Source organism: Sedimenticola sp. (genome assembly GCF_050289425.1).
In the GTDB taxonomy this organism is placed as follows: Bacteria; Pseudomonadota; Gammaproteobacteria; order Chromatiales; family Chromatiaceae; genus Sedimenticola.
On record NZ_JBNKFS010000011.1, the window covers coordinates 26128 to 51031 of the forward strand.

20 protein-coding genes are annotated in these 24904 nt (G+C 57.6%); 11 read left to right on the top strand and 9 right to left on the bottom strand.

Annotated elements, in window-relative coordinates:
• Positions 1-149 precede the first annotated feature (149 nt).
• The 5 genes from ACQY5R_RS09340 to ACQY5R_RS09360 form a co-directional block, all read right to left on the bottom strand.
• On the bottom strand, positions 150-1433 hold the full coding sequence (locus ACQY5R_RS09340; RefSeq protein ID WP_428607358.1) for an HD-GYP domain-containing protein: 1284 nt from the start codon (positions 1431-1433) through the stop codon (positions 150-152).
• Positions 1434-1748: 315 nt separating this feature from the next.
• Complete coding sequence (locus ACQY5R_RS09345) at positions 1749-2654, bottom strand: MBL fold metallo-hydrolase (RefSeq protein ID WP_428607361.1); 906 nt, start codon at positions 2652-2654, stop codon at positions 1749-1751.
• Between the two features lie 201 nt (positions 2655-2855).
• Positions 2856-3740: an AEC family transporter gene (locus tag ACQY5R_RS09350; protein WP_428607363.1), complete on the bottom strand. Its 885-nt coding sequence runs from the start codon at positions 3738-3740 to the stop codon at positions 2856-2858.
• A gap of 247 nt (positions 3741-3987) precedes the next feature.
• Positions 3988-4893: a response regulator gene (locus ACQY5R_RS09355; RefSeq protein ID WP_428607366.1), complete on the bottom strand. Its 906-nt coding sequence runs from the start codon at positions 4891-4893 to the stop codon at positions 3988-3990.
• On the bottom strand, positions 4883-8251 hold the full coding sequence (locus tag ACQY5R_RS09360) for a hybrid sensor histidine kinase/response regulator (RefSeq protein WP_428607368.1): 3369 nt from the start codon (positions 8249-8251) through the stop codon (positions 4883-4885). The genes ACQY5R_RS09355 and ACQY5R_RS09360 overlap by 11 nt, the downstream gene beginning before the upstream one ends.
• Before the next feature lie 251 nt (positions 8252-8502).
• Between ACQY5R_RS09360 and urtA the strand changes: the two genes are divergently transcribed.
• The 11 genes from urtA to ureG all read left to right on the top strand — a co-directional run bounded on the left by urtA (position 8503) and on the right by ureG (position 19348).
• The gene (gene urtA / locus ACQY5R_RS09365) at positions 8503-9792 is read left to right on the top strand and encodes an urea ABC transporter substrate-binding protein (RefSeq protein WP_428607371.1); all 1290 of its coding nucleotides are present in this window, start codon (positions 8503-8505) and stop codon (positions 9790-9792) included.
• A 142-nt stretch (positions 9793-9934) separates the two neighbouring features.
• A complete protein-coding gene (urtB, locus tag ACQY5R_RS09370; RefSeq protein WP_428607373.1) occupies positions 9935-11548 on the top strand; it encodes an urea ABC transporter permease subunit UrtB in 1614 nt (537 codons plus the stop codon).
• Between the two features lie 3 nt (positions 11549-11551).
• Positions 11552-12640: an urea ABC transporter permease subunit UrtC gene (gene urtC, locus ACQY5R_RS09375; RefSeq protein ID WP_428607375.1), complete on the top strand. Its 1089-nt coding sequence runs from the start codon at positions 11552-11554 to the stop codon at positions 12638-12640.
• A complete protein-coding gene (urtD, locus tag ACQY5R_RS09380; RefSeq protein WP_428607377.1) occupies positions 12637-13467 on the top strand; it encodes an urea ABC transporter ATP-binding protein UrtD in 831 nt (276 codons plus the stop codon). Before urtC ends, urtD begins: the two co-directional genes overlap by 4 nt.
• Before the next feature lie 15 nt (positions 13468-13482).
• On the top strand, positions 13483-14178 hold the full coding sequence (gene urtE, locus ACQY5R_RS09385) for an urea ABC transporter ATP-binding subunit UrtE (RefSeq protein ID WP_428607380.1): 696 nt from the start codon (positions 13483-13485) through the stop codon (positions 14176-14178).
• A gap of 2 nt (positions 14179-14180) precedes the next feature.
• Positions 14181-15038 (top strand): urease accessory protein UreD, encoded by an 858-nt coding sequence (locus ACQY5R_RS09390; RefSeq protein WP_428607382.1) that lies wholly within the window; start codon positions 14181-14183, stop codon positions 15036-15038.
• A gap of 18 nt (positions 15039-15056) precedes the next feature.
• Complete coding sequence (gene ureA / locus ACQY5R_RS09395) at positions 15057-15695, top strand: urease subunit gamma (RefSeq protein ID WP_428607384.1); 639 nt, start codon at positions 15057-15059, stop codon at positions 15693-15695.
• Between the two features lie 20 nt (positions 15696-15715).
• Positions 15716-17419 carry an urease subunit alpha gene (ureC, locus tag ACQY5R_RS09400; protein ID WP_428607386.1) on the top strand — a complete coding sequence of 568 codons (1704 nt, stop codon included), beginning with the start codon at positions 15716-15718 and terminating at the stop codon, positions 17417-17419.
• 130 nt (positions 17420-17549) lie between these two features.
• Complete coding sequence (ureE, locus tag ACQY5R_RS09405; RefSeq protein WP_428607389.1) at positions 17550-18029, top strand: urease accessory protein UreE; 480 nt, start codon at positions 17550-17552, stop codon at positions 18027-18029.
• Positions 18010-18699 carry an urease accessory protein UreF gene (locus ACQY5R_RS09410; RefSeq protein ID WP_428607391.1) on the top strand — a complete coding sequence of 230 codons (690 nt, stop codon included), beginning with the start codon at positions 18010-18012 and terminating at the stop codon, positions 18697-18699. Before ureE ends, ACQY5R_RS09410 begins: the two co-directional genes overlap by 20 nt.
• A 16-nt stretch (positions 18700-18715) precedes the next feature.
• Positions 18716-19348, top strand: coding sequence for an urease accessory protein UreG (gene ureG, locus ACQY5R_RS09415; protein WP_428607393.1), 633 nt, complete (start codon positions 18716-18718; stop codon positions 19346-19348).
• Positions 19349-19492: 144 nt separating this feature from the next.
• On the opposite strand, the gene ACQY5R_RS09420 is transcribed toward ureG, so the two are convergent.
• The 4 genes from ACQY5R_RS09420 to ACQY5R_RS09435 all read right to left on the bottom strand — a co-directional run bounded on the left by ACQY5R_RS09420 (position 19493) and on the right by ACQY5R_RS09435 (position 24779).
• Positions 19493-21379, bottom strand: coding sequence for a methyl-accepting chemotaxis protein (locus ACQY5R_RS09420; RefSeq protein ID WP_428607395.1), 1887 nt, complete (start codon positions 21377-21379; stop codon positions 19493-19495).
• 530 nt (positions 21380-21909) lie between these two features.
• Positions 21910-22449, bottom strand: a complete 540-nt coding sequence (locus ACQY5R_RS09425) for a hypothetical protein (protein WP_428607397.1) — start codon at positions 22447-22449, stop codon at positions 21910-21912.
• A 57-nt stretch (positions 22450-22506) separates the two neighbouring features.
• Positions 22507-23493, bottom strand: coding sequence for an ABC transporter substrate-binding protein (locus tag ACQY5R_RS09430; protein ID WP_428607399.1), 987 nt, complete (start codon positions 23491-23493; stop codon positions 22507-22509).
• Positions 23494-23690: 197 nt separating this feature from the next.
• Complete coding sequence (locus ACQY5R_RS09435; RefSeq protein WP_428607401.1) at positions 23691-24779, bottom strand: enolase C-terminal domain-like protein; 1089 nt, start codon at positions 24777-24779, stop codon at positions 23691-23693.
• Positions 24780-24904: the final 125 nt, after the last annotated feature.

Below are 24904 nucleotides of genomic sequence, written 5' to 3' on the forward strand. Positions count from 1 at the left end.
AGTAATTCAAAGGCGTTAAAGACCCTCCGTGCCAACGGCAAGCTAACGAGCGAAAAAATGTCGTCGTATAGCCCGATGCGTAGCGATGCCTGACTGGAACGCGTCGCTATCTTTATGGGTAGGTCAGCGGATTAATCTAAACTCGAAGCTTATCCGTCATACTGCAAAAACAGCTGCAGTGAATTTTCACCATCCTGTCGCGCTTCGACTTGTGCGATGTTGAAGCAGACATCGGCGTGCTGTCTGGCCAAGGCAACAATTTCCGGATCAAGCTTTCCTTGGTCGGCAAATGCATTAAGGTTTTCCAGCACCTTGTCCAGTGGCATACCGGACCGGTAAGGCCGATCCTGAACCAGTGCCTGGAAAACATCAGCCACGGCGATAATCCGTGCTTCCACGCTTAGGTCCCGCTCCCGCGGGTGGAATGGATAACCAGCACCGTTTAGGCCCTCGTGGTGAAATGCCGCCCAGCTGGCAATCTCATTCAGTCCCTTGATATGGCGCAGGATCTCAAAAGTCTCATAACTATGCTGGTTCATAATGGACCGTTCCAGATCGTTCAACGGCCCCGGCTTCTCAAGAATATTATCCGGTATATGCAACTTACCCAGGTCGTGCAGCAACCCGGCAATCTCAATCTTTTCGCACTGTTCGTTTAGTAGTCCATAGGTCCCGGCCAGATACTTCGCCAGCGCAGCGACACGCGCCGAGTGTTGCGCCGTGAACGGGCTCTTTTGATCAACGATATACGCCATAATCAGTGATAGCTTTTTAACCTGCGCAATACTCAATCGTTCACTGCTTTCGAACTGCCCCATGTCCCAGACATATCGGGTCACGTGACGACTTTCCAGCGCGATCCAGAATGCTTCCGAGCGTTCCGCTTCCTGGAATGCGTCAACCAGCACCGGATCAAAGTAGCCCCCGCTGTAACCGACGATGGATTTCACCACCTCCTCTTTTGCCAGCAAGATATCGGTTTCGTAATGGGCCGCAGCCAAGACATCGATACGGTCGGACAGGAAGATGAGATTCGCCATCCGCTTGTCCAGATTGCTGATATCCAGCTCTTTGAGTTCCCGCCAAGGGGTATGGTGGTAGAGAATGGGGATGGCAAAAGGCGCCAGGGGTTCGAAGTCCTTCAACAACCGATAACCGATTTCACAATGGATATGGGCGTCGCTCCAGTCGAAATGGTTCACAAGACTGGAGTGCATCTGCTCTGTTGAAACACCGCAGTCATGCAGCATACCCAAATCAAAAGCAAATTGTATCGACTGTTCACTGTAACCAAGCTGGTGCGACAACTGGCTGGCGATGTAACCCACGCGTTTGCCGTGATTGGTATCGTTCATACCTACTTGAGAGACGGCCGTCTCGATGGCAAGAATCATCTGACGAAGATCGATGGTCAATGTGGAATATGAACTCATAACAGCACCGAATAAAAGTCTGCACACCTAGGTTACAGTCTATATCCTCTTGCCATCTTTGACAGTTTTAAGTGCAGATTCGTTGACTCATCCCAATCTCTCGATTGGACGGTGGACAAAGCCGTTCGGTGAGCACAGCACATCCCGTGCACCTTTCAGCACCGTTTCAAACAAGCGACCGGCTTAGATTTCAGCCACAGACGATTACAAATCCAGCGAGAGAGGCTCCACTTGGGGCGCAACCTGTTTGGTCCATCCCAAGTGGAGTTTGTGCGTAGTCCTTTAGCGGATGCCGTTCAGCGAAGCAGGCCCCATTTACATTGCCTGTTTAAGTCCCTTATAGAGCTGTCGCGTCATCCCTTCGGTATTGATGAATCCCCAACTCCATTTCTCATACTTGGTTAATGGGTTGAGTTTGACTACTTCTTCTTCCGATTTCCCATCGGCGACCAATTTGGCGACGATATCACGCGTCTCCTCAAGCATGCTAATAGCCGCTTCCAGATCGGCTTTACTGGCCAGTGGTCCATGGCCGGGGATTATCTTGGTGCCGTTGTCCGCTTTGGCAAGAATCTGCTTTTGGCCGGCGATATAGCCGTCAATGCTGCCGCCACTTTGCAGATCGATAAACGGGAACAGCCCATTGAACAGCACATCGCCCGTATGAATCACATTCAGGTTTCGGAAATGAATCACCGCGTCACCATCGGTATGGGCATGGGCGACATGGAACACGTTAGCGGTGTTGTTGTTGAGATAAAACGTCATCTCTTCAGAAAAGGTGATAACCGGCAGTGCCTCACTGGGTGCATCGATCACGCCATCCACACCGGGAATACCTTTGCTCACCATGTGCTGACGCAGGTTTTTGTGCGCGACGATACGCACCCCCTGTTTACCCAGGGTGGCGTTATTGCCGGTATGGTCGCCATGCACATGGGTGTTGATCAGAAAATCCAGCGGCTGCTGAGTGACGGTTTTTATCTTGGCGGTCAACTTGTCCAGAAACGGTGGCATTGCGTCATCGATAATCACCACACCGTCCGGACCGATAGACAATCCGATATTACCGCCGACAAAACCACCGACACCGCTCAGCATATACAGTCCCGGTGCAACCTGAGTTACCTCAAACTGCGGATCCGGCTGTTCATCCGCCTTGCCGGCGATCGTGAACAAGAGCAACATGCCGGTCGCAAAAATGCGCATCAATAGTGCCACGGATATCCTCCTTGGATTGATTGGACGGGTATAACCCAGGTGGCTGGAAACCAACAGCCTGACTTAACTTTATAGCAGGTACAAACAACAATAAAAAACGGGTAAGCCGTAAGGTCACTATTCGCCGATCTGCCCCGGAGTCACCGCTGCTGTGCAATTCATCTGGGTGAAAGCAGACTAACGAGGCACTGATAACCGATATCAGAGTCCGTTCTGTGCCAGGATGTAGGCCAGGACAAGCGGTATGATGAGCAGACTGCCAAGATTGCCAAGCATCACAATCGAGGCCACCTTGCGTGGCTCCTGGTTGTATTTCTCCGCCACCATGAAGTTGAGTACGGCCGGTGGCAATACGCTGAATACCAGCAGTTGCCCATACTGGAGCGCCGGGAGATCAAGCAACGGGGTGATCATCAACAAAACAATCAGGCCGGTCGCCGGGCAGACCAGCGCGCCAACAACACCGATACGCCAATCCCGCAGATCCACGCCGGTCAAGCGCACCCCGAGCGAGAACAGCATCAACGGGATCGCCACCTGCCCCACCATCTCTATCGAGACCGACAGCACATTGGGCAGCACCCAGCCGGTGAGACTGAATGAGATGCCGGCGACCGTCGCCATTACCATTGGAATACGCAGGATGCCGATTAATGAGGTGCGGTGATCCAGCATCTTCATGCCTACGCTGAAATGCAGGGTATTTTCGACGATGAACAGCACCACCGCGGCCGGTAGCGCCTGCTCACCAAAGGCAAACAGTGCCAACGGCAGTCCCATATTGCCGGAATTGGAAAACATCATTGGCGGCACAAAGGTCTTCGCCTCATACTTCAGGAGCCGCGCCACACCCCAGGCCAACAGGCCGGAGCCCATCACCACCGCCAGTGCAGCGAACGCCAACGCCTGATACGCCCCCAGTTCAAAGCTTTTCTGTGACAACACATGAAAAATCAGCGCCGGGACAAAGATATCGAGATTGAGCTGGTTGGCCGCTGCCATATCCGGCGCATGCCGACGCCCATATAGATACCCCACCAGGACGATAGCGAAGATGGGAAAGATGATGCTGAAGATCTGTTGCATGGATGGGACAACCTGAGTGCCGGGGTTATTTTTTAAGGCGCTAGTATCTCTGGTTGGATGGGGAAAGACCAGTGGCCCGGCGCAACGGCAGGGTGCCGTATCTACCCGCCATGGTATCTGCCGCCAAGCTGCAATCTCTATCCGTCGCGTAGGGGCAATCCCTGTGGTTGCCCGAACCATGCCGGCTCATCTCAATCGGGCACGCACAGGAGCCTGCCCTACGAATGCGGCCTGTATTCGATCGCGCCTAAACCGACATGCCTAACAGTGATTGAATGGCGATGGAGGTGGCGGCGGCACGGTTATCCACCTGGATCTTGGTATAGATCTGCTCCAGATGTTTATTGACGGTACGCGGACTCATGGTCAGTATCTCGCCGATCTCGCGATTGGTCTTGCCTTGCGCCACCCACAGCAACACTTCGGCCTCTCGTTTTGTCACCGGCAGGGCCGCCTCCAGCACCTTCGGGTCGAGCAACTGATGCTGGTCGACGATACGCAACAGATGCTCATCGGCATGCACCCTCTTGAAGTAGCGGATAATCAGCGGTCGTTGCTGAGTATGGATGATCAGGTCCTGCGCCGGCTCCTGGTCACCGAGCCAAGCCTTGATCTCCCTGCTGAAGATAAATTCGCCAAGCGCCACCTCGATACCGTTGACGGCCAGCAGTTCCCGTGCCTCCGGCGTGGTCCACAACAGCTCTCCCCTATTGTTGACCGACAGGACGTGCTGGCGAGCGGAGTCTAACGCTTCCCGAGCATCCCTGATCAAATGGGCACTACGCACATGGGCGGTGATGCGTGCCAACAATTCATCGGGATTTAGCGGCTTGGTGATGTAGTCGGTACTGCCGTGCTCAAAAGCCTTAACGATATGCTCGGGCTCGGTCAGGCCGGTCATAAACAGGATCGGTATCAGGGGAAGTTGTTGACGCATCTGCCGACAGCACTCAAAGCCATCCATCACCGGCATCACCGCATCCATCAACACCACATCGGGCTGGATCTGTGCCACGATATCCAGGGCCTGCTTTCCATTAAGCGCCACCAGCACCGTGTAACCGCCCATCTGCAGAGCGGTGTGGATCATGCCTAACGAGTCGGGTGAATCGTCGACCACAAGTACGATAGAACTGTTTCGGTCAAGCGGCATAGTTGAACTCCCGGACAGTTCGAATGAGGCCTTCCAGGTCGCAGGCCTCGGCACGAGATTTCAGATAACGCAATAGGGCGGAGTCCCGGTAGCTTTCGCCCAGCTCATCCAATTTATCCAGCACGCCATTGAGATAGCCGATCTTGGCCATGGAGATCAGTTCATCCAACTCGGTCTGGGGCGGCGCCGACTCATCCGTGCCGCTGGCATACGGAAGCACGGCGGGCAAAACGACTTTTTCGGTATCGAACGCCCAGGCCAATTCCAGCGCCGAGCCAATCTTTTCCAGCAGATTCTCCAAATTGATCGGCTTGATCAGATACTCGTTGTGCAGACGGCTGGTGAGTTCTTCACGCTGATTTTCTATGGCGTTGCCGGAGAGCATGAAGATGGGCGCCTCGATACCCCGGTTGCGTAACCGTTGCGCCAGTTCCCACCCATCCATCAGCGGCATGCGCACATCCAGCAGGAAGAGATCGATCGTCTCGTCTTCGGCTATCTGCAGCCCCTGCTGTGCCGTCTCCGCATCGCGTATGTTGAATCCCAACGGCGTCAGAAAATCGCGGATCAATGCACGATGCCAAGGTTCATCATCCACCACCAAAAGTTTTTTTCGCGCCCCGCTATATCCCAGGATGCGCCGTTTACTGATCGCCGGGCTGCTCGGTTTATAGACAAAGGGCAGCATGATGGCAAAGGTGAAGGCGCTGCCCTGTCCGAACCGGCTCTGCAGTGCCAGATCGCCTCCCATCAGGGTGCAGAGCAGTCGTGAAATGGTCAAACCCAGGCCGGTACCGGTAACAAAGCGCGTCTCTTCGTTCTGGATCCGTTCGAACGGAGCATAGATGCGCTCCCGGTCATCCGCATGAATACCGATGCCGGTATCGCTGATGGTGAATTTGGCCACCTCGTTGCGGTAGCTGACATGAAAGCTCACCGTTCCGATGTGGGTGAATTTGACCGCATTGGAGAGCAGGTTCATCAGGATCTGCCGCAGGCGCTTTTCATCGGCCAGGACAAAGTTGGGCAATTCCGGATCGCAGTGATAATCAAACTGCAGGTTCTTGGCCTGGGCCTGTACCGCGAAGGTCTCGGCCAACTGATCGATCAGTACGCGCAGATTCACCTCATCTCGGTGGATGTCGATGCGACGCGCCTCGATTTTGGATATCTCCAGCAGCCCCTCGATCACATCGGAGAGATGTTCGCCGTTGCGATGAATCACCTCGGCTGCTTTGCGATTGCGCCCCGCCAGATTGACATCCGCCTTCAACAGTTGCGCATAGCCCAATACGGTATTCAGCGGGGTGCGCAATTCATGACTCACGCCCGACAGGTAACGGCTTTTGGCTTGGTTGGCGGTGACGGCCACCTCCTTGGCATCCTGCAACTGCCGTGTCGTCTGCTCATGGGCCGCCACCTCCTGGCGCAACTGATCGGTGCGGTGCAGGGAGTCTTCCAGCGCCTTACGCTTACTGTCCTGCGCCAACACGTAGAGCCAGACCAGCACGCCGTTGACGATGAATAGCAGCAGGAAGGTTTTATTCAATGCCGATTGGGTCATCGCCGCCTGTTCGGTCGAGCCGTAGTCACCGGAGAGATAGACGACAAAAAACAGACCGGCGATCAACAGACTGGTCATCGTCAGGATGACCAGAAAATGGACCACCGTGGCATGTACCCGTAACCCCTGGGTGTTGGGAAACAACCGGCTGATAATCTGGATAAACTGCGCCTGGAGATGGGCACGGGGGCGGCAGCGATCCCGGCAACTGGCGTCCAGGGCACAGCAGAGCGAGCAGATGTCCCCGCCATAGACCGGACAATCCAGCATATCCTGGCTCTCGAAGCTGTTGGCGCAGATGGAGCAATCCGCGGCGTGTGCATGGTCCTGGTGATCATGGTCTCTGACCAGGTAGTAGCGCCCGCCGGTGAGATAGGCGATAAGCGGCGCCGTGATGAAGGGGATGAACAGCGACACAAAAGGGGCCAGCGCCTTAAACGTGGTGCCCAGTAAACCCAGTTGCCCGACGATACCGAACATGGATGCGATCGCCATCGACCCCAATCCCACCGGGTTGATGTCATACAGCCGGCCGCGCTTGAACTCCATATGCCGGGGCCGCAGGCCCAATGGCCGATTGATCACCAGATCGGCAACCAGGGAACCCATCCAGGCCAGCACCAGCGTTGAGTAAGTGATCAGGATATTCTCAAACGCCTGATACAGCCCCAACTCCATCAGCAACAGCGCAATCACGACGTTAAAAAAGAGCCAGACAATGCGCCCCGGATGATGGTGGGTGATACGGGAAAAGAAGTTGGACCAGGCCAGCGATCCGGCATAGGCATTGGTCACGTTGATCTTGAGCTGGGAGATGATGACGAATGCAGCCGTCAACACCAGCGCCACCTCCGGATGCACGGTGATATAGCTGAACGCCACCAGATACATGTGAGCGGGATCGTCGGCCAACTCCGGCGCTACCCCGTGTTGCAGCGCCAACACTGCCAGAAAAGAGCCGGCCAGCAACTTGACCACACCGAACAGCGTCCACCCCGGCCCCGACAGGGTCAGAGCCAACCACCACTTGCCCGTGCCCTCCTGATCCTTGGGCAAAAAACGCAGAAAATCCACCTGCTCGCCGTTCTGCGCAATCAGGGGAAAGATCACTCCGGCCGCGGCACCGAAAAGCAGCAAATTAAAGCTGCCCGCACCGTTCGCTTCCAGGCCGGTAAAGTGGGTCCAGCCGGCAACCGCTTCCCCGTGGTGATAAAAGATAAACCCTAAGGGTGCCAGTTGCAGCAGCAGCCACAACGGCTGGGTCCACAACTGGAAGCGGCTGATGCGGGTGATGCCGTGCGTGGCCAGGGGAATCACGATCAGCGCGCTGACCACGTAACCCCAGGCCAGCGGAATTCCCAGCAGCAGTTGCAGGGCCATCGACATGATGGCCGCTTCCAGGGCAAAGAAGATAAAGGTGAAAGAGGCGTAGATCAGCGAAGAGATGGTGGATCCGATATAACCGAAGCCGGCACCCCGGGTCAGCAGATCGATATCCAGGCCCGACCGGGCCGCGTGGTAACAGATAGGCAGGCCGAACAGGAAGATCAAGCTACAGACTACCGCGATGGCCCAGACCGAATTGGTAAAACCGTACTGCAGGGTAATGGCGCCACCGATCGCCTCCAGCGCCAGGAAGGAGACGATGCCCAGAGCGGTGTTGGCCACCCGTGCGTCCGACCATTTTCGGGCACGCGTGGCGGTATAGCGCAGGGCAAAATCCTCCAGTGTCTCGTTGGCCACCCACTGATTGTAGCGGCGCTTGGTCGGATTGATCACTTGTGGGGACGCCATCTTTCGCTTCATCTCGTCGCTTAATGGTTTCGCAATGCACCCTTTTGGGGCGCCCTTACACTAGGTTCGCACCAACCCAGTGACCATACGTCATTTGACGTATCCCGCTCTGTTCAACGCCGCATGGCGATTCACCCCGGCAGGGGGGAGACTGAAATCGCAAACAACTGGCACCCGGTTACCGGGATGAGCAATTCCAGTGCCAAATCATAAGCAACCCATCATTTTCTAAAGATTGTGGAGAGTCCGAGATGAAAACGAGTTACCTGAAAAGCAGCCTGATATCGATGGCGATCGCCTTCGCAGGCATCAGTAGCGCGCAGGCCGCTGACACCATCAAGGTGGGCATTCTGCACTCCCTGTCCGGCACCATGGCCATCAGCGAAACCACGCTGAAAGACACCATGCTGATGCTGATTGAGGAGCAAAACAAAAAAGGTGGCCTGCTCGGCAAAAAGCTGGAGCCGGTGGTGGTCGACCCCGCCTCCAATTGGCCGCTGTTCGCCGAGAAGGCACGCGAGCTGTTGAGCAAAGAGAAGGTAGCCGCCATCTTCGGCAACTGGACCTCGGTATCGCGTAAATCGGTCTTACCGGTGGTTGAAGAACTCGACGGCCTGCTGTTTTATCCGGTGCAGTATGAAGGTGAAGAGTCATCGAAAAACGTCTTCTACACCGGCGCCGCACCCAATCAGCAAGCCATTCCGGCGGTGGATTACCTGATGAATGATATCGGCGTAAAACGCTGGGTACTGGCTGGCACCGACTACGTCTATCCGCGCACCACCAACAAGATCCTGGAAGCCTACCTGAAGGCCAAGGGTGTCGCGGACAAAGACATCATGATCAACTACACCCCGTTCGGTCACTCCGACTGGCAGTCGATTGTGTCCGATATCAAGAAATTCGGCTCCACCGGCGTGAAGACCGCCGTGGTCTCCACCATCAACGGCGACGCCAATGTCCCCTTCTACAAAGAGCTGGGCAACCAGGGCATCTCAGCCGAGGATATCCCGGTGGTGGCATTCTCGGTGGGTGAAGAGGAGCTGTCCGGTATCGATACCAAACCCCTGGTCGGTCACCTTGCTGCCTGGAACTACTTCATGAGCGTGGATGACGAAGCCAACAGCCATTTCATCAAAGAGTGGAAAACCTTTATCAAGAATGACAAGCGGGTCACCAACGATCCGATGGAAGCGCATTACATCGGCTTCAACATGTGGGTGAAGGCGGTTGAAAAGGCCGGCACCACCGATTCCGACGCCGTGCAGAACGCCATCATCGGTGTCTCGGTACCCAATCTGACCGGCGGCTACGCCTCCATGCTGCCCAACCATCACGTCACCAAGCCGGTGCTGATTGGCGAGATCCAGGAAAACGGCCAGTTTGAAGTGGTTTGGCAAACCTCCGGTCTGGTCGCCGGTGATGCCTGGTCCGACTTCCTCCCCGGTTCCAAGGACATCATCTCCGATTGGAGAGCACCGCTGGCTTGCGGTAACTACAACGTAAAGACCGCAAAGTGTTCCGGTCAGAACTACGAGTAACCGCACGACCCTGAGCTTGCCAGGCAAGCCGCAACAAGCCGGCCCGGTTGGGTCGGCTTGTTCTCAACCACCAGAGCGCAGCAATCCGGATAACCTTGGTGGCTTTATGAAACCCGATAACTCTGAGCGAATGCGCAGGCCTATGTCACAGCGAATAACCTGGATACTGCTGGTTCTCTGCCTCACGGCCGCTCCACTCCATGCGGTATATGCCGCGGCTGAAACATCGCCGCTCAATGCCGCCGCCGAACTGTTGACGGCAAAAAACTTCAAACAGAAATACCAAGCCATCCAACTGCTGGAGAGTGACGGCAGCGAACAGGCCAGGCAAATCCTTTTGGCGCTCATGGATAGCCGGCTCTATTACGTAAAACTGGGGAAACGACTGATTATCCTGGGCCAATCGACGGGCAATCTCACCGCAGTCGATGCGCTGACCCAAGAAACCGTTGCTGACGTCAGCAAGGGCGCCATAAAAAAGATCACCTTGAATAACCGCATGCGCAGCCAGATACGCAATGCGCTGGCGATGCTGGACTTACGCAACCCCGATAGCGATAAACGCCTCGCCGCCGTCAATCAAATGCTGGATCACCCCGATGCCGAGAGTGCCGCATTGATTCAATCCCTGCTGGAACAGGAGACCAACGGACAGATCCGTGAAGCGATGCAGATCGTTATCGCCCTGGGAAAACTCAGCGCCGGTGACAAACAGGAGCGACTCGCCGCCGTCGACACACTGGACGGCAACATTCATCCGGCGGTACGTAACGGTCTGTTGAAGCTGCAGCAGCGTACGCAAGACCAGGCGTTCGCCGCCGAGATCAAACAGGTACTCGACCACATCCACAGCAAACTGCAGCTGTATAGCCTGGTGGAGAATCTCTTCTTCGGTCTCAGCCTCGGCTCGGTATTGGTACTCGCCGCCATCGGCCTGGCCATCACCTTCGGTGTGATGGGCGTGATCAACATGGCCCATGGCGAATTGATCATGATCGGCGCTTATTCCACCTATGTGATGCAGCTGTTGATGCCGAACCACATCGGCGCCTCCCTGCTGCTCTCGGTACCGGTTGCCTTTATCGTCTCGGGGCTGGTCGGCATCGGCATCGAGCGGGGTGTCATTCGCTTCCTGTACGGTCGCTCCCTGGAGACGTTGCTCGCCACCTTCGGTATCAGCCTGATCCTGCAGCAGACGGTGCGAACGATCTTTTCACCACTCAACCGTTCGGTGGAGGCACCCGGTTGGATGAGTGGCAGTTGGGAAATCAACAGCGCCTTGTCACTCACCTTCAACCGCCTCTATATCATCGCCTTCTGCCTGCTGGTATTCGCCATCCTGTTCCTGGTACTGAAAAAGACTTCACTGGGACTTCAGGTTAGGGCCGTCTCACAAAACCGGGCGATGGCTCGCGCCATGGGTGTGCGTTCCGAGTGGGTGGATGCGATGACCTTCGGTCTCGGCTCCGGCATTGCCGGGGTGGCCGGCGTGGCCCTTAGTCAGCTGACCAATGTGGGTCCCAACCTGGGGCAGTCTTACATTATCGACAGCTTTATGGTGGTGGTGTTTGGCGGCGTGGGCAATCTCTGGGGCACGCTGGTGAGCGGCATGGGATTGGGTATTGCCAACAAATTTCTTGAACCCTGGTCCGGTGCCGTCTTGGCCAAGATCCTGGTACTGGTGTTCATCATTCTGTTTATCCAGAAACGGCCGCGGGGACTCTTTCCCCAGAAAGGTCGGGCAGCGGAGGGTTGAGGGATGGGCTGGCTTAACCTGTTGAAACAAGACCGTGGCGGCCAACTGTTCCTGGCCCTGTTGGCACTGGGTACCCTGTTGGTACCGTTGCTGAATCTGCTGCTGCCGGACGGCCACCCCCTGCACCTCTCCACCTACACCGTCACGCTGCTGGGCAAGTACCTCGCCTTCGCGCTGTTGGCGATAGCGGTGGATCTCGCCTGGGGTTATCTCGGCATTCTCAGTCTCGGCCACGGCGCCTTTTTCGCCCTGGGCGGATATGCCATGGGCATGTACCTGATGCGCCAGATCGGTGAAAGGGGCGTCTATGGCGACCCGATACTGCCGGACTTCATGGTATTCCTGAACTGGGATGCCCTGCCCTGGTTTTGGTACGGCTTCGATATGTTCTGGTTTGCCGCTCTGATGGTGTTGCTGGTTCCTGGGCTGCTGGCGTTTCTGTTCGGTTGGCTGGCGTTCCGCTCCCGGGTCACCGGCGTCTATCTCTCCATCATGACCCAGGCGCTGACCTATGCGCTGATGCTCGCCTTCTTCCGCAATGAAATGGGTTTTGGCGGCAACAATGGCCTGACCGATTTCAAGGAGCTGCTTGGCTTCGACCTGCAGGCGGACACGACCCGTATCGGGCTGTTCGTCATCTCCGCGTTGATGCTGGCACTCGGTTATATCGTCTGCCGGGCGATTGTCCAATCGCGGCTGGGACGGGTGGCGGTGGCGGTGCGTGACGCCGAAGACCGCACCCGCTTTATCGGCTATCGGGTAGAGCATATAAAATTGGCGATCTTTACTTTCTCCGCCGTGCTGGCCGGCATCGCCGGCGCCCTCTATGTACCGCAGGTGGGCATTATCAATCCGGGGGAATTCTCACCGCTCAACTCCATTGAGATCGTCATCTGGGTCGCCGTCGGTGGGCGGGGCACGCTCTACGGCGCCGCGGCCGGCGCCCTGATGGTCAACTACGGCAAAACCTATCTAACCGGGGCGCTGCCGGAGGTATGGCTGTTTGCGCTCGGCGCGCTGTTCGTGCTGGTCACCATCCTCCTGCCAAAAGGTGTCATTGGATTGATGAATCGAAAAGAGGCCGCATCATGAACGCCATGCAGCGTTTCCGTAACGCCATACAGCCAGACCGGTTGTTTGATTTTATGAAACAAACCGCCGGCGCAGAGGTGGACGTGAGTCACGGCACCATCCTCTATCTGGAAGATATCTCGGTCAGCTTCGACGGCTTCAAGGCGATCAACGCCCTGAACCTCTATATCGATACCGGCGAACTGCGTTGCATCATCGGCCCCAACGGGGCCGGCAAGACCACCATGATGGACATCATCACCGGCAAGACCAAACCGGACAGCGGCAGCGCCTACTTCGGACAGAACATCAATCTGCTGGAACTTAGCGAACCGGAGATCGTCCAGGCGGGGATCGGCCGCAAGTTTCAGAAGCCGACCGTCTTTGAGTTCCATAGCGTGTTTGAAAACCTGGAACTGTCGATGGCCGGCGACAAGCGTGTCTGGCCGACCCTCACCGCCCAATTGAACCCGGCACAACGGGAACAGATAGACAAGGTGCTGGAGATCATCGCCCTGCAGGCACACCGCGACCGCTACGCCGGCGCCCTGTCGCACGGTCAAAAGCAGTGGCTGGAGATCGGCATGCTGTTGATGCAGCGACCCAAACTGCTATTGGTGGATGAGCCGGTCGCCGGCATGACCCATCAGGAGATGGATCGCACGGCGGAACTGCTCACTTCACTGGCCGGCGATCACACCGTGCTGGTGGTGGAGCATGATATGGATTTCGTGCGCGCTATCGCACGCAAGGTGACCGTGCTGCATCAAGGCAGTGTACTGGCCGAAGGCAGCATGGATGAAGTGCAGAACGATCCCCGGGTCGTCGAAGTTTACCTGGGCGAATAGTTAAGGCGGATAAGCATGCTGAATGTGGCAAAGATCAATCAGTTCTACGGCGAGAGCCATACCCTGTGGGATCTCGATCTGCAGGTTCCCGAGGGCCGATGCACCTGCCTGATGGGACGCAACGGCGTCGGCAAGACCACCCTGCTGCAGTGTGTGATGGGCCTGCTACCGATCCGTTCCGGGGAGATCCAGTTCTCTGGTGAGTCGCTTAACCGGCAGATTGCCGAGCGACGCGCACCGCTCGGTATCGGTTATGTGCCACAGGGACGGCAGATATTCCCTCTGCTGACCGTGGAAGAGAACCTGCGTATCGGCTTGCCGGCGCGCCGGGAAAAATCCAACCAGATCCCTGCATTTATCTTTGAGCTGTTCCCGGTACTCAAGGAGATGCTGGGGCGTCGTGGCGGCGACCTCTCCGGCGGCCAGCAACAACAGCTGGCCATCGGCCGCGCCCTGGTAATCGATCCCAAGCTATTGATCCTGGATGAGCCCACCGAGGGGATTCAACCCAACATCGTGCAGGAAATCGGCGACATCATCCTGCGCCTGAACCGGGAGATCGGACTCACCGTCTTGCTGGTGGAACAGAAACTGCCGTTTGCACGCAAGGTGGCGGATAGCTACTGCATCCTGGACCGCGGCCGGCATGTGGCCGCCGGTGAGATGGCTGAACTCAACGATGAACTGATTCGTCAATATCTGACGGTGTGAAGATGAACCAGCCCGCACCTGCCCTCGACGCTCTGTCCCATACCGCCAAGGATGGCGGCTGGCTGGCCGTTCTGCATTTGGGTTTTCGACAGGTGGCCGGGAAGACACTGCTGGCCGACCGCTCCCGGCAGGGTCCCTTGGCGGTGCAACGGGCACTCTATCCGGAGGGGGATTGCTGCCACATCTATCTGCTGCACCCGCCGGGAGGCGTGGCCGGGGGCGACCGGTTGCGTATCAGCGCCGATGTGGCACAAAACGCCTCGGCGTTGGTAACCACACCCGGCGCCACCAAGTTTTACCGCACGAGCGGGCCCTGGGCGTCGCAGCGGCAGACGCTGACCGTCACCGATGGATCGCTCGAGTGGCTGCCGCAGGAAAACATCCTTTTCCCCGGTGCCAAAATCGAACTGGCCACCACCATCCATCTTCAAGGCAATGCCCGTTTCATCGGCTGGGAGATTCACTGTCTCGGCCGCCCGGTCAACCGGGAACAGTTCGACCGGGGTGAGGCGTTGTTCCGCTTCAGTCTGCAGCGGGATGGCCTGCCGTTGTTGCATGAGCGGCTACACCTCAAGGGGCCCGATGATCTGGCTGCCCCTGCCGGGCTGCGCAACCAGCCGGTGATCGGCACGCTCTACGCCACCACCGAAACGAGCGGGCAACTGGAATCGCTGCGCGCCCTGATCCCGCCGGCACTGCAACAGAACGTGGGCATTACCCGGCTCGACGGCCTGTTGATCGTCCGTTATCTGGGCAATTCCACGGAGGCTGTCCGCACCCTGTTCAGCGAACTCTGGAAAGCCCTGCGACCCGTTGTGGTCAATCGGCCACCCTGTGCACCGCGCATCTGGAACACCTAGAAAACCGAGGAGCCCCACATGGATCTCACCCCCAGAGAGAAAGACAAACTGTTGCTGTTCACCGCCGCCCTGCTGGCGGAGCGGCGCAAGGCCCGCGGCCTCAAATTGAATCACCCGGAGGCGATCGCCTATATCAGTGCCGCCATTCTGGAAGGGGCGCGTGACGGCCAAAGTGTAGCGGAACTGATGGACTACGGCCGCACCCTGCTGACCACCGATGATGTCATGGAGGGCGTGGCCACCATGATCCACGACGTACAGGTAGAGGCCACTTTCCCGGATGGTACCAAACTGGTAACCGTGCACGATCCGATTCTCGCCACCGACAATGCGCCGGCCGACACGCTGATCCCCGGCGAGATCATCACGCTTCCCGGTGAGCGGGAACTCAACAGCGGCAGAGAAACCGTGACACTGTCGGTCGCCAACAGCGGTGACCGGCCCATTCAGGTCGGCTCCCACTACCACTTTGCCGAAACCAACCCGGCCCTGCAGTTCGACCGGGAAAAGGCACGCGGCTTCCGCCTGGATATCCCGGCCGGTACCGCGGTGCGCTTCGAACCGGGCCAGACCCGGCTGGTGACCCTGGTCGCCTACGCCGGTGAACGCAAGGTGTACGGCTTCAATGGCGCGGTGATGGGCGACTTGGCAGACTGAGCAACGGGGAGAACCAAACAATGGCGATAATCAGTAACCGGGCCTACGCCGAAATGTACGGCCCCACCGTGGGCGACCGGGTGCGGCTGGGCGACACCGCCCTGCTAGTCGAAGTGGAGCAGGACCACACCCTGTATGGCGATGAGGTGAAATTCGGCGGCGGCAAGGTGATCCGCGACGGCATGGGACAGAGCCAGCGACCGGCATCGGAAGTGGTGGACACGGTCATCACCAACGCCCTGATCCTGGACCACTGGGGTATCGTTAAGGCCGACGTGGGCATCAAGGATGGCCGCATCTGCGCCATTGGCAAGGCCGGCAATCCGGATGTGCAGCCGGGGGTGACGATCTTCATCGGACCGGGCACCGAGGCGATTGCCGGTGAGGGGAGTATTCTCACCGCGGGCGGCATCGATTCCCATATCCATTTCATCTGCCCACAGCAGGTGGAGGATGCACTGATGTCTGGAGTCACCACCATGCTCGGTGGCGGCACCGGCCCGGCCACCGGCACCAACGCCACCACCTGTACGCCCGGGCCGTGGAATATCCACCGTATGCTGGAGGCGGCCGAGGCGCTGCCGATGAATCTCGGTTTTCTCGGCAAGGGCAACGCCAGTCTACCCCAGGCCCTGGAGGAGCAGGTGGCCGCCGGCGCCATCGGCCTGAAGCTGCATGAGGACTGGGGCACCACCCCTGCTGCTATCGATAACTGCCTGTCGGTAGCCGACGCCTTCGATGTGCAGGTGGCGATCCACACCGATACCCTGAATGAATCCGGCTTTGTCGAACACACCCTGGCGGCGATGAAGGGGCGCACCATCCACACCTATCACACCGAGGGGGCGGGCGGCGGCCACGCGCCGGATATTATCAAGGCGTGTGGACAGTCCAACGTACTGCCCTCCTCCACCAATCCGACCCGCCCCTACACCGTCAACACCATCGACGAGCACCTGGACATGCTGATGGTCTGTCACCACCTCGACCCCAACATCGCCGAAGATGTAGCTTTTGCCGAGTCACGCATCCGCCGCGAGACCATCGCCGCCGAGGATATCCTGCACGACCTGGGCGCCTTCTCCATGATCGCCTCCGACTCCCAGGCGATGGGCCGGGTCGGTGAGGTGATCACCCGCACCTGGCAGACCGCGCACAAGATGAAACAGCAGCGCGGCAGTCTCTCCGGCGATCCCGCCCGGCACGACAACCTGCGCGCCAAACGCTATATCGCCAAATACACCATCAACCCCGCCATCGCCCACGGTATCGCTCACGAGGTGGGCTCGGTGGAGGTGGGCAAGCTGGCCGATCTGGTACTCTGGAAACCCGCCCTGTTCGGCACCAAGCCGAGCCTGATCATCAAGGGGGGGCTGATCGCCGCGGCACCGATGGGCGATCCCAACGCTTCCATCCCCACGCCGCAGCCGGTGCACTACCGACCGATGTTCGGTGCCCTGGGTCGGGCACGCTTTTCCACCCGCATGACCTTTCTCTCCCGGGCGGGGCTGGGTGCCGGGATTGCCGAACGGCTGCGCCTGCAATCGCTCATCGGTGTGGTACGGGATTGTCGTGAGATCAGCAAGGCGGACATGCGACTGAACGATTACCAGCCGGTTATCGAGGTGGATCCGCAGACCTATCAGGTGCGCGCCGATGGTGAGCTGCTGCTGTGCGAACCGGCCGCTTCGCTGCCGCTGGCGCAGCGCTATTTTCTGTTTTAGTGGGCAGACAACGTGCCATCTTGTTATCCCCTCATCCTGTCCTTCTCCCTGAGGGAGAAGGGACGCGCTAAGCCGGGCCGTGGGAGCGGAAAACGTGCCCTACCAAATTTGAAAACCGGGAGAGACAAACATGATCCGTCTCATTGATAAAACCAGCGGTATCGCCGCCATCGACACCACCCTGACCCTGCCGCTGCAGAGTCGCATCAAGTGCCGCTTGCGGGTGACCCTGGACAACGGTCGGGATGCCGGGCTGTTCCTGCCACGCGGCACCACCCTGAAGTCGGGAGACCTGCTGCGTGACGACAGCGGCTATACCGTACAGGTCAAGGCCGCTGACGAGACCGTCTCCTGCGCTCAATCCGATGACCCGCATCTGCTGGCCCGGGCCTGTTATCACCTGGGCAACCGGCATGTGCCGTTACAGATCGAGGTGGACCGGGTCAGTTATCTGCACGACCATGTGCTGGATGAGATGCTACAGGGGTTGGGATTGGCGGTGACCGTACAGGCGGCCCCTTTTGAACCGGAACCGGGCGCCTATGGCGGCAGTGCGGAGAAAGGACATCAACATACGCCGGGAGCCGGGCATGGCCACCACCACCATTGAGCCCGACCTATCACGGCTCAGGCTCCTGCAGCTGGTCAGCCCGTCACTACCGACCGGCGCCTTCACCTACTCCCAGGGGTTGGAATGGGCTGTCGAGTGCGGCTGGGTCAGCGATGAACAGACGCTGCGGGAGTGGCTGATCAGCCTGATGGAAACCGGCATGAGCAAACTGGAGATCCCGTTGCTGGCGCGCCTCTACCGGGCCAGTGCGGCCGACGACGTTGCCACCGTCACCTACTGGAGCCGCTACCTGATCGCTTGCCGGGAAACCCGGGAGCTACGGGAAGAGGAGCAGAATCGCGGCCGGGCCATGGCCAGCCTGCTGCCACAACTTGGTATTGATCTGCCGCCCGAGACGCTGGCCGCGGTCAAGTGTTGCCAACTGACCGGTTTCGCCGTGGCCGCCCAGCGTTGGCACATTCCCCTGCGACAAGCCGCCGAAGGTTATCTCTGGGGCTGGCTGGAGAACATCGCCCTGGCCGGCGTCAAGATCGTACCCCTTGGCCAGACCGCCGGGCAGCAGATTATCGCTTTACTGAGCGGCGAAATCCCCCGCCTGGTGAACGCCGGTTTGACCTTGCCGGACGACTCGATCGGCGCATCCTGTCCGGCCCAGGCACTGGCCAGCAGCCTGCACGAAACCCAATACACCCGAATCTACAGATCCTGACACCAAGGAGCAGACCATGCACAGTTCAGCTTTACGTATCGGCGTCGGCGGCCCGGTCGGATCCGGAAAAACCGCCCTGCTGGATGCCCTCTGCAAGGCGATGCGCGACCGTTATCAACTGGCCGTGGTGACGAATGACATCTACACCCAGGAAGACGCCCGTTTCCTCATCCACAGCCAGGCCCTGGAGCCAGACCGGATCATCGGCGTGGAGACCGGCGGCTGTCCGCACACAGCGATTCGCGAGGACGCCTCCATGAACCTGGCTGCGGTGGAGGATCTGTGTGAACGCTTCCCCGATCTGGACCTGGTGTTCATCGAAAGCGGCGGCGACAACCTCAGCGCCACCTTCAGCCCGGAGCTGGCCGATCTCACCCTCTATGTGCTGGATGTGGCCGAAGGCGAAAAGATGCCGCGCAAGGGCGGCCCGGGAATCACCCGCTCCGATCTGCTGGTGATCAACAAGATCGACCTGGCCCCGCATGTGGGCGCGTCGCTGGCCGTGATGGAGCAAGACACCCTGCGCATGCGCAAGGATAACCCGTTTGTCTTTTCAAATATGAAAACGGGTCAAGGGCTTCAGGAGATCATGGCGTTTATCGAACACCGGGGTATGTTGCAGGAATCCCGGGCCGGCTGCGGTGGTTGAGGGAGTCGGCTGGTACCGTTGCAACCTGAAGCGGTGTACCCGGTTTGCCGGGTCCCTCGGAACAGCGGGCAACCACAGGGGGTTGCCCCTACAACCGATCTGAAATAACCACTGCCCCCCTTGAGGCCGGCACTTGCAATCTGTTCAGGTCTTGAACGCTCCGGTAACGGCACTCAACTGACTCGCCTTGTCCGCCACCACGCGGCTGGTATTGTCGATCGAATCGGCGGCTTGCTGGCTGCTCTTAACCTCTTCCGCCACCTGTTCGATGTTCTTGCTGATCTCGCGGATGGTGACGCTCATCTGCTCGATCGCGGTGGCGATCTGGGCGGTACGCTCCGACGATTTGGCCGTCTGATCGCGCATCATATCCATCGACGCCTTGGCCTCTTCACCCAGGGTGACGCCCCGTTCTGCCGACTGCTGGCCCCGCTCCATCGCCGCCATCGCTTCCCGGCTGCCCCCCTGAATCTCATCCACCGAGGAGACAATCTGGGTGGTCGCTTCAACAGTCTTGGTCGCCAGGTTGCGCACCTCATCCGCCACCACGGCAAACCCGCGTCCGGCATCCCCGGCACGCGCGGCTTCGATCGCCGCATTCAACGCCAGCAGGTTGGTTTGCTCGGCGATTTCATTGATCACATCCACCACCACGCCGATCTGGTTGGATCGCTCACCCAGCTTGCGGACCATCTCCGCGGCATCGTTCACCACCCTGGCGATATCGCGTATCGCCTCTTCGGTGCGGGTAACCAGACGTGTGCTTTCGTCACCGGCTTCAGACGTCTTCTGGGCGGCCCGGTTCAGATCATTGACCGTACTCGCCACTTCATTGGCGGTGACGCTCATCTCTTCGGAGGCGGCCGCCACCTGCTGTGTCTGATCGTTGATTTGTCGGTTGACCGAAACCAGTTGACCGGTCGAGCCGGATAGCTCTTCAGAGATACCCACCATCTCCCGACTGGCATCGTCCGCCTGATGCACCAGCCCACCCAGGCTCTCCGCCATGGCATTGGCCGACGCCACCAACTGGCCGAACTCATCCCGGGTATTCTCGTAACCGGTGAGTCTGGCGGCCAGATTGCCGGCCGAGAAATTGGCCAACAATCCCAGCGTATCGGTCAGACCCCGGTTTACCGTACGGCCGATCCACAATAACAGAAGGATCAGTATGGTGGCGGTGATCACGGCGGCGGCAATCAGCGTGTAGCGAGCCTGCTGGCTCACCGCCTGTTCGGTACTCCGCGCCTCAGCCAACAGTTTGACATTGATGAATTCGGCGGCGGCCGTCACCGCCTGCTCTATCTGCGGAACCTGTTGCAACAGCGCCTGATCGATTTCGGCACGCTTTTGATACTGTTCGTGCGCGGCCTGAAATGCCGCGGCGTAGGCATCGATCGCCGGCATGAAGGTGTCTTCAAACTGCAATTCCACAATCAATGCCTTCAACACGCCCGACTCGGTCTCAAAGGGTTTCGCATCGGTGGGCTTGCCGCTGCTAAAACTCTCTCTCTCCACACTGACCACTTTGGTGAACGCACGCTCCATGGCGGAAAACCCCTTGACCAGCGCTTCCAGTACGGCGGCCTTTTCGCGTAATACACCCAGCGAACCCGATTGATCATCCAGTCCCAAGGTCAGGCTCACTTCATGCCACAGAAGAAGTTGTTTGAAATACCCCTGCAACGATGTTTGCAGATGTTCGATATGGCCGGTCAATTCGGCCGATTTCAAACCCTCCGCAACGGCGCTTAAATGTTGTTGCTGCTGCTCCAGGGCGCGCTCCAGACTGGCACGATAGGCCGCTTCCGTTTCCCGGTTCACAGCGCGCTTCTGTAACGTCAGGGTAAGCACCTCCGACTGGGTGCTGGCAATCACCTGGGCTGCCTGTTGCGCCGCTTCAAGCTGACCGGATGCTTCATTCATATCGTCCAGCACACCAAAGGTCACGACACCCTGAATAACAAAGCCGATCAATGAAATGGCGATGACCAACAGGAGCTTATATCTGATCGAAAGTGATTTGAGCATCAACCTTTCCTCTTGTCTTATTTTGTCTGCAAATCCGCTGCTGCAGGATATCAATTGTGAGCGGAGCACCCGCCAACAGGTGCTTCAGGTCACGGCTGTCCCATAAACTCCCTCTCCCTCAGGGAGAGGGTTGAGGCGAGGAGATAAATACCGTTAACCGCTTGGTTTTATTACCCCTCATCCTGTCGTTCATGGTCCACATCCCGGTAGACCACCCTTCGGGTGCCAGAGGCATACAAATCGGCTCCCTGCCGATTTGTCTCCCTAGGGGAGAAAGGACGCCCTAAAAGGCACTGTCATGTCGCCAATAATTATGAAGTTCCAAAAGCTATCCTATTACAAGCACTTAATTCAGGCATGACGATTCTGAATGGGACGGCAGTGGTTTCAGATATAACGGCTAGACGCCGGAGAACTTAAATATCCAAGTATCCACAGTCGATCACAATTTGAGCGTCGCCCCTACCGTATTTTCCCTTAGATTGGGTAAGTGTTTTTGACGAGACAAACCTCACCGAATATTTATCAGATCAAACTCGCGACCATCGGCGTAGCAACAGGAAATGGGACAGCACCAACAAAATTCCAAGCACAAATAACTCTACCGCCCGCTGCCCAATCGCTGCGAGCAAAGTCGTATGCATGAAAGCGCGAGAGATATGCACCCGGGCAATGCCAATCGGTTCACCCGCCTCAGTGCTGACCGTTTGCTTGGCCGTAATCGCCGCTTGTTCTGTGAGCGTGACGCCGGTTTTAACCCCATCCCGCGCGCGTTCAAACAACACCCGCCCATCTACCGGATCGACAATCTCCACGCCGTCCAATTCCGATTGCGACATTTCCGACTCCAGCGTGGCATTGACCTGTTGTTCATTGATCGACCAGAGCGGTGCCGCCAGTTGCCGGGCAAGCCGATTGGCTGTGGATTCGGCAACCGCCGTCATATCGCGCTGCAGGTTGTCACGCAGCTCAAAATAGTGGAACAACAGATACCCCGATAAAATAGCAGTTACCAATAGGGTGACAAACAGCATCAGACGGGTGCGACTAGCGACATTCTGGTTCTGCATGTTATTTCTCCTCAGATAGGTGATCAGCACAACGTGCTACGCGTGAAGAACAGGGTGTCAGTCAACCAGGGTGCTAACCTGATTAATGGCCGCCGGCAGTGTCAGGTGGTATTCATTCAGTCGGCTCCGACTGAAAAGGTAACGCCCCTGTTCGGCGGTTTTCGGATAGATGTGTGAAGGATCGGCTCCCGACAATATCTGCTGGGCGATGGCACCGGCCAACCGCCCCTGCTCTTCACCGCTCAGCACCAAACCGCCTGCCGTCATATCCTTGCCGACACTGAAATCCCAAAACGAGAACAGCGGTACCGTGGCGTGCTCAACCGTCCAGGCCATCACTTGTTGAGCCGGGATATTGCGCCCATCGATATCGGTGATGGTGTGGTACAACCCCATGATGATGGCGTCATAGCCGTGCCGGCGTGCTTCGGCAATCTGTATTTTCCATTCGACCCAGCTTTTTATCAGACGCAGCTTTGCCGACACGCCGAATACGTTGACCCAGATATTGCCTTCGAACGCTTCATTGACCGCCGCCTTTGCCGTGGTGCCGGCGTCGAACAGTAACAGAATTTTTTTAGGGCGGGGTTTTAATATCTTGGCCAGGGAAGCGATTGAGCGCTTGAATAATGGCCGCTCCAACACACCGGTAAAATTGCTCGGCGCCGTATCGAAGTAACTACGTGGATTATTGTTGATACCCAGATAGACCACCGGTACCGACTCTTTGGCCAGCCGCGGCCCGAGATATTTCAACGCATTGTCATCCCCCAGAATAACCAAAGCGGGTTTCAGTTTTCGATAGGTCAACCACGCCTTTTCAGCTTGTTCCGCATGCGCCGTTGCCGGTAACCGCTTGGTATCCATCTGGAAGAAAACCAGCTTGTTTTTATCACCCAATACCGCCTTTAATGCATTGGTATAACTGGCATCCCACGAATAGGATGGGTGATAGCTCTCAACCACCAGGATATCCGCCGCGGAGAGCTGACCGCAAAAGGTACCCAGGGACAGTGCCAATAATATGGCTGTTATCGTTTTCATCCTCTCTCCATCATTTTTTATTTAATAAATAAACTACGACTATAGATCGCCTCCCTGGTCGTTATAATTTTTTAGTGAGCGTGTGCTACTGCGCTCACGAAAATCGTCCAACATGTTAAAACCCGGCGACGCGCATAAAAATGGCCAGCAGGCATTAGGCAACCTGAAGCTTTATTCGCCGTTTAACTTCCGATTAGTTACGCCGCATATTTTTCTATTGCCGATTCATTCCAGATCAAGCCGGTGCCCAGTTCACCGTCATGCAACACCGTACCGTCTTTGACCTGGAGTGGATCCACCAGGATCGGGTTCCACCAATCCGCATACTCCAACCAGTGGGCGGTGGGCGTTAGCGTCAACAGTTGCGCGCTCACTTCCGGCCAGAGGTGGTTCGATAACAAAATCCCTTTTGCGTGCGCCAATTCGGCGGCACGCAGCCAACCGGTCACACCGCCGATCTTCATCACATCAGGCATCATGTAATCGGACGCCTGGGCATCGATGGCGTGCTGCATATCCAGGATGCCCCACCAATTTTCACCACACTGAATCGGGGTACGCACGGCCTGTGCAATTTGCGCGTGGCCGGCATAGTCGTGGGCCAGGGTCGGCTCCTCGATCCAGGTCAGCCCCTCGTCTTCCAACCGGTGAATACGGTTAATGGCTTCTTGCGGACGCAGACACTGGTTGTAATCGATCATGATCGACACCTCGGGTCCGATGGCGCTACGCATCGCCCTGATCACTTCCAGATCTTCCGCCACGGATGGGTAGCCAATCTTCGCCTTGATCCCCTTGAAGCCTTGCTTGGCCCAGGCTTCCGCTTGCCGGGCGGATCCCGCGACACCGTCAAAGCCGACGGCGCCATAAGCCGACACCGGTTTTTCTGCGCCGCCCAGCAGGTGCACCAGTGATTTTCCTTGCGATTTCGCCAGCGCATCCCACAGCGCCATATCGATACCGGACAACGCCATGCCTACCAGCCCCTGTGTACCAAGCAGGCGAAATCTGTTCTCCAACGCGAGACTGACGAATCGGGGGGCCAACGGTTGCCCCACCACCAGGTCCTGAATGCCGTGTATAAAATCGGCCGTAGGCTTAAGGGCCGCCTTGGTATAGGTGAACACGATGCTGTGACCGACAGTGCCGTCACTGGCAATCAGATCGGTCAATACCAGGGGGGACTCCGATACCACCCCACTGGCCGTTTTGTGTGGGTTGGGCATCGCTACGCAGACGGTTCTGATCTGTATTTTGGAAATGGTGGGGAGCGTGGATCGTGTCATGGTCATACTCCTGCGTCATCAATACCAAATGGATAAGTGTCGCCTTGCATCGGCGATCGGTTTGACTACGGAATTAACAATCAAGCTTTTCAGCTACTCCCTCGGCAAAAGCCGGCGTCGACAAT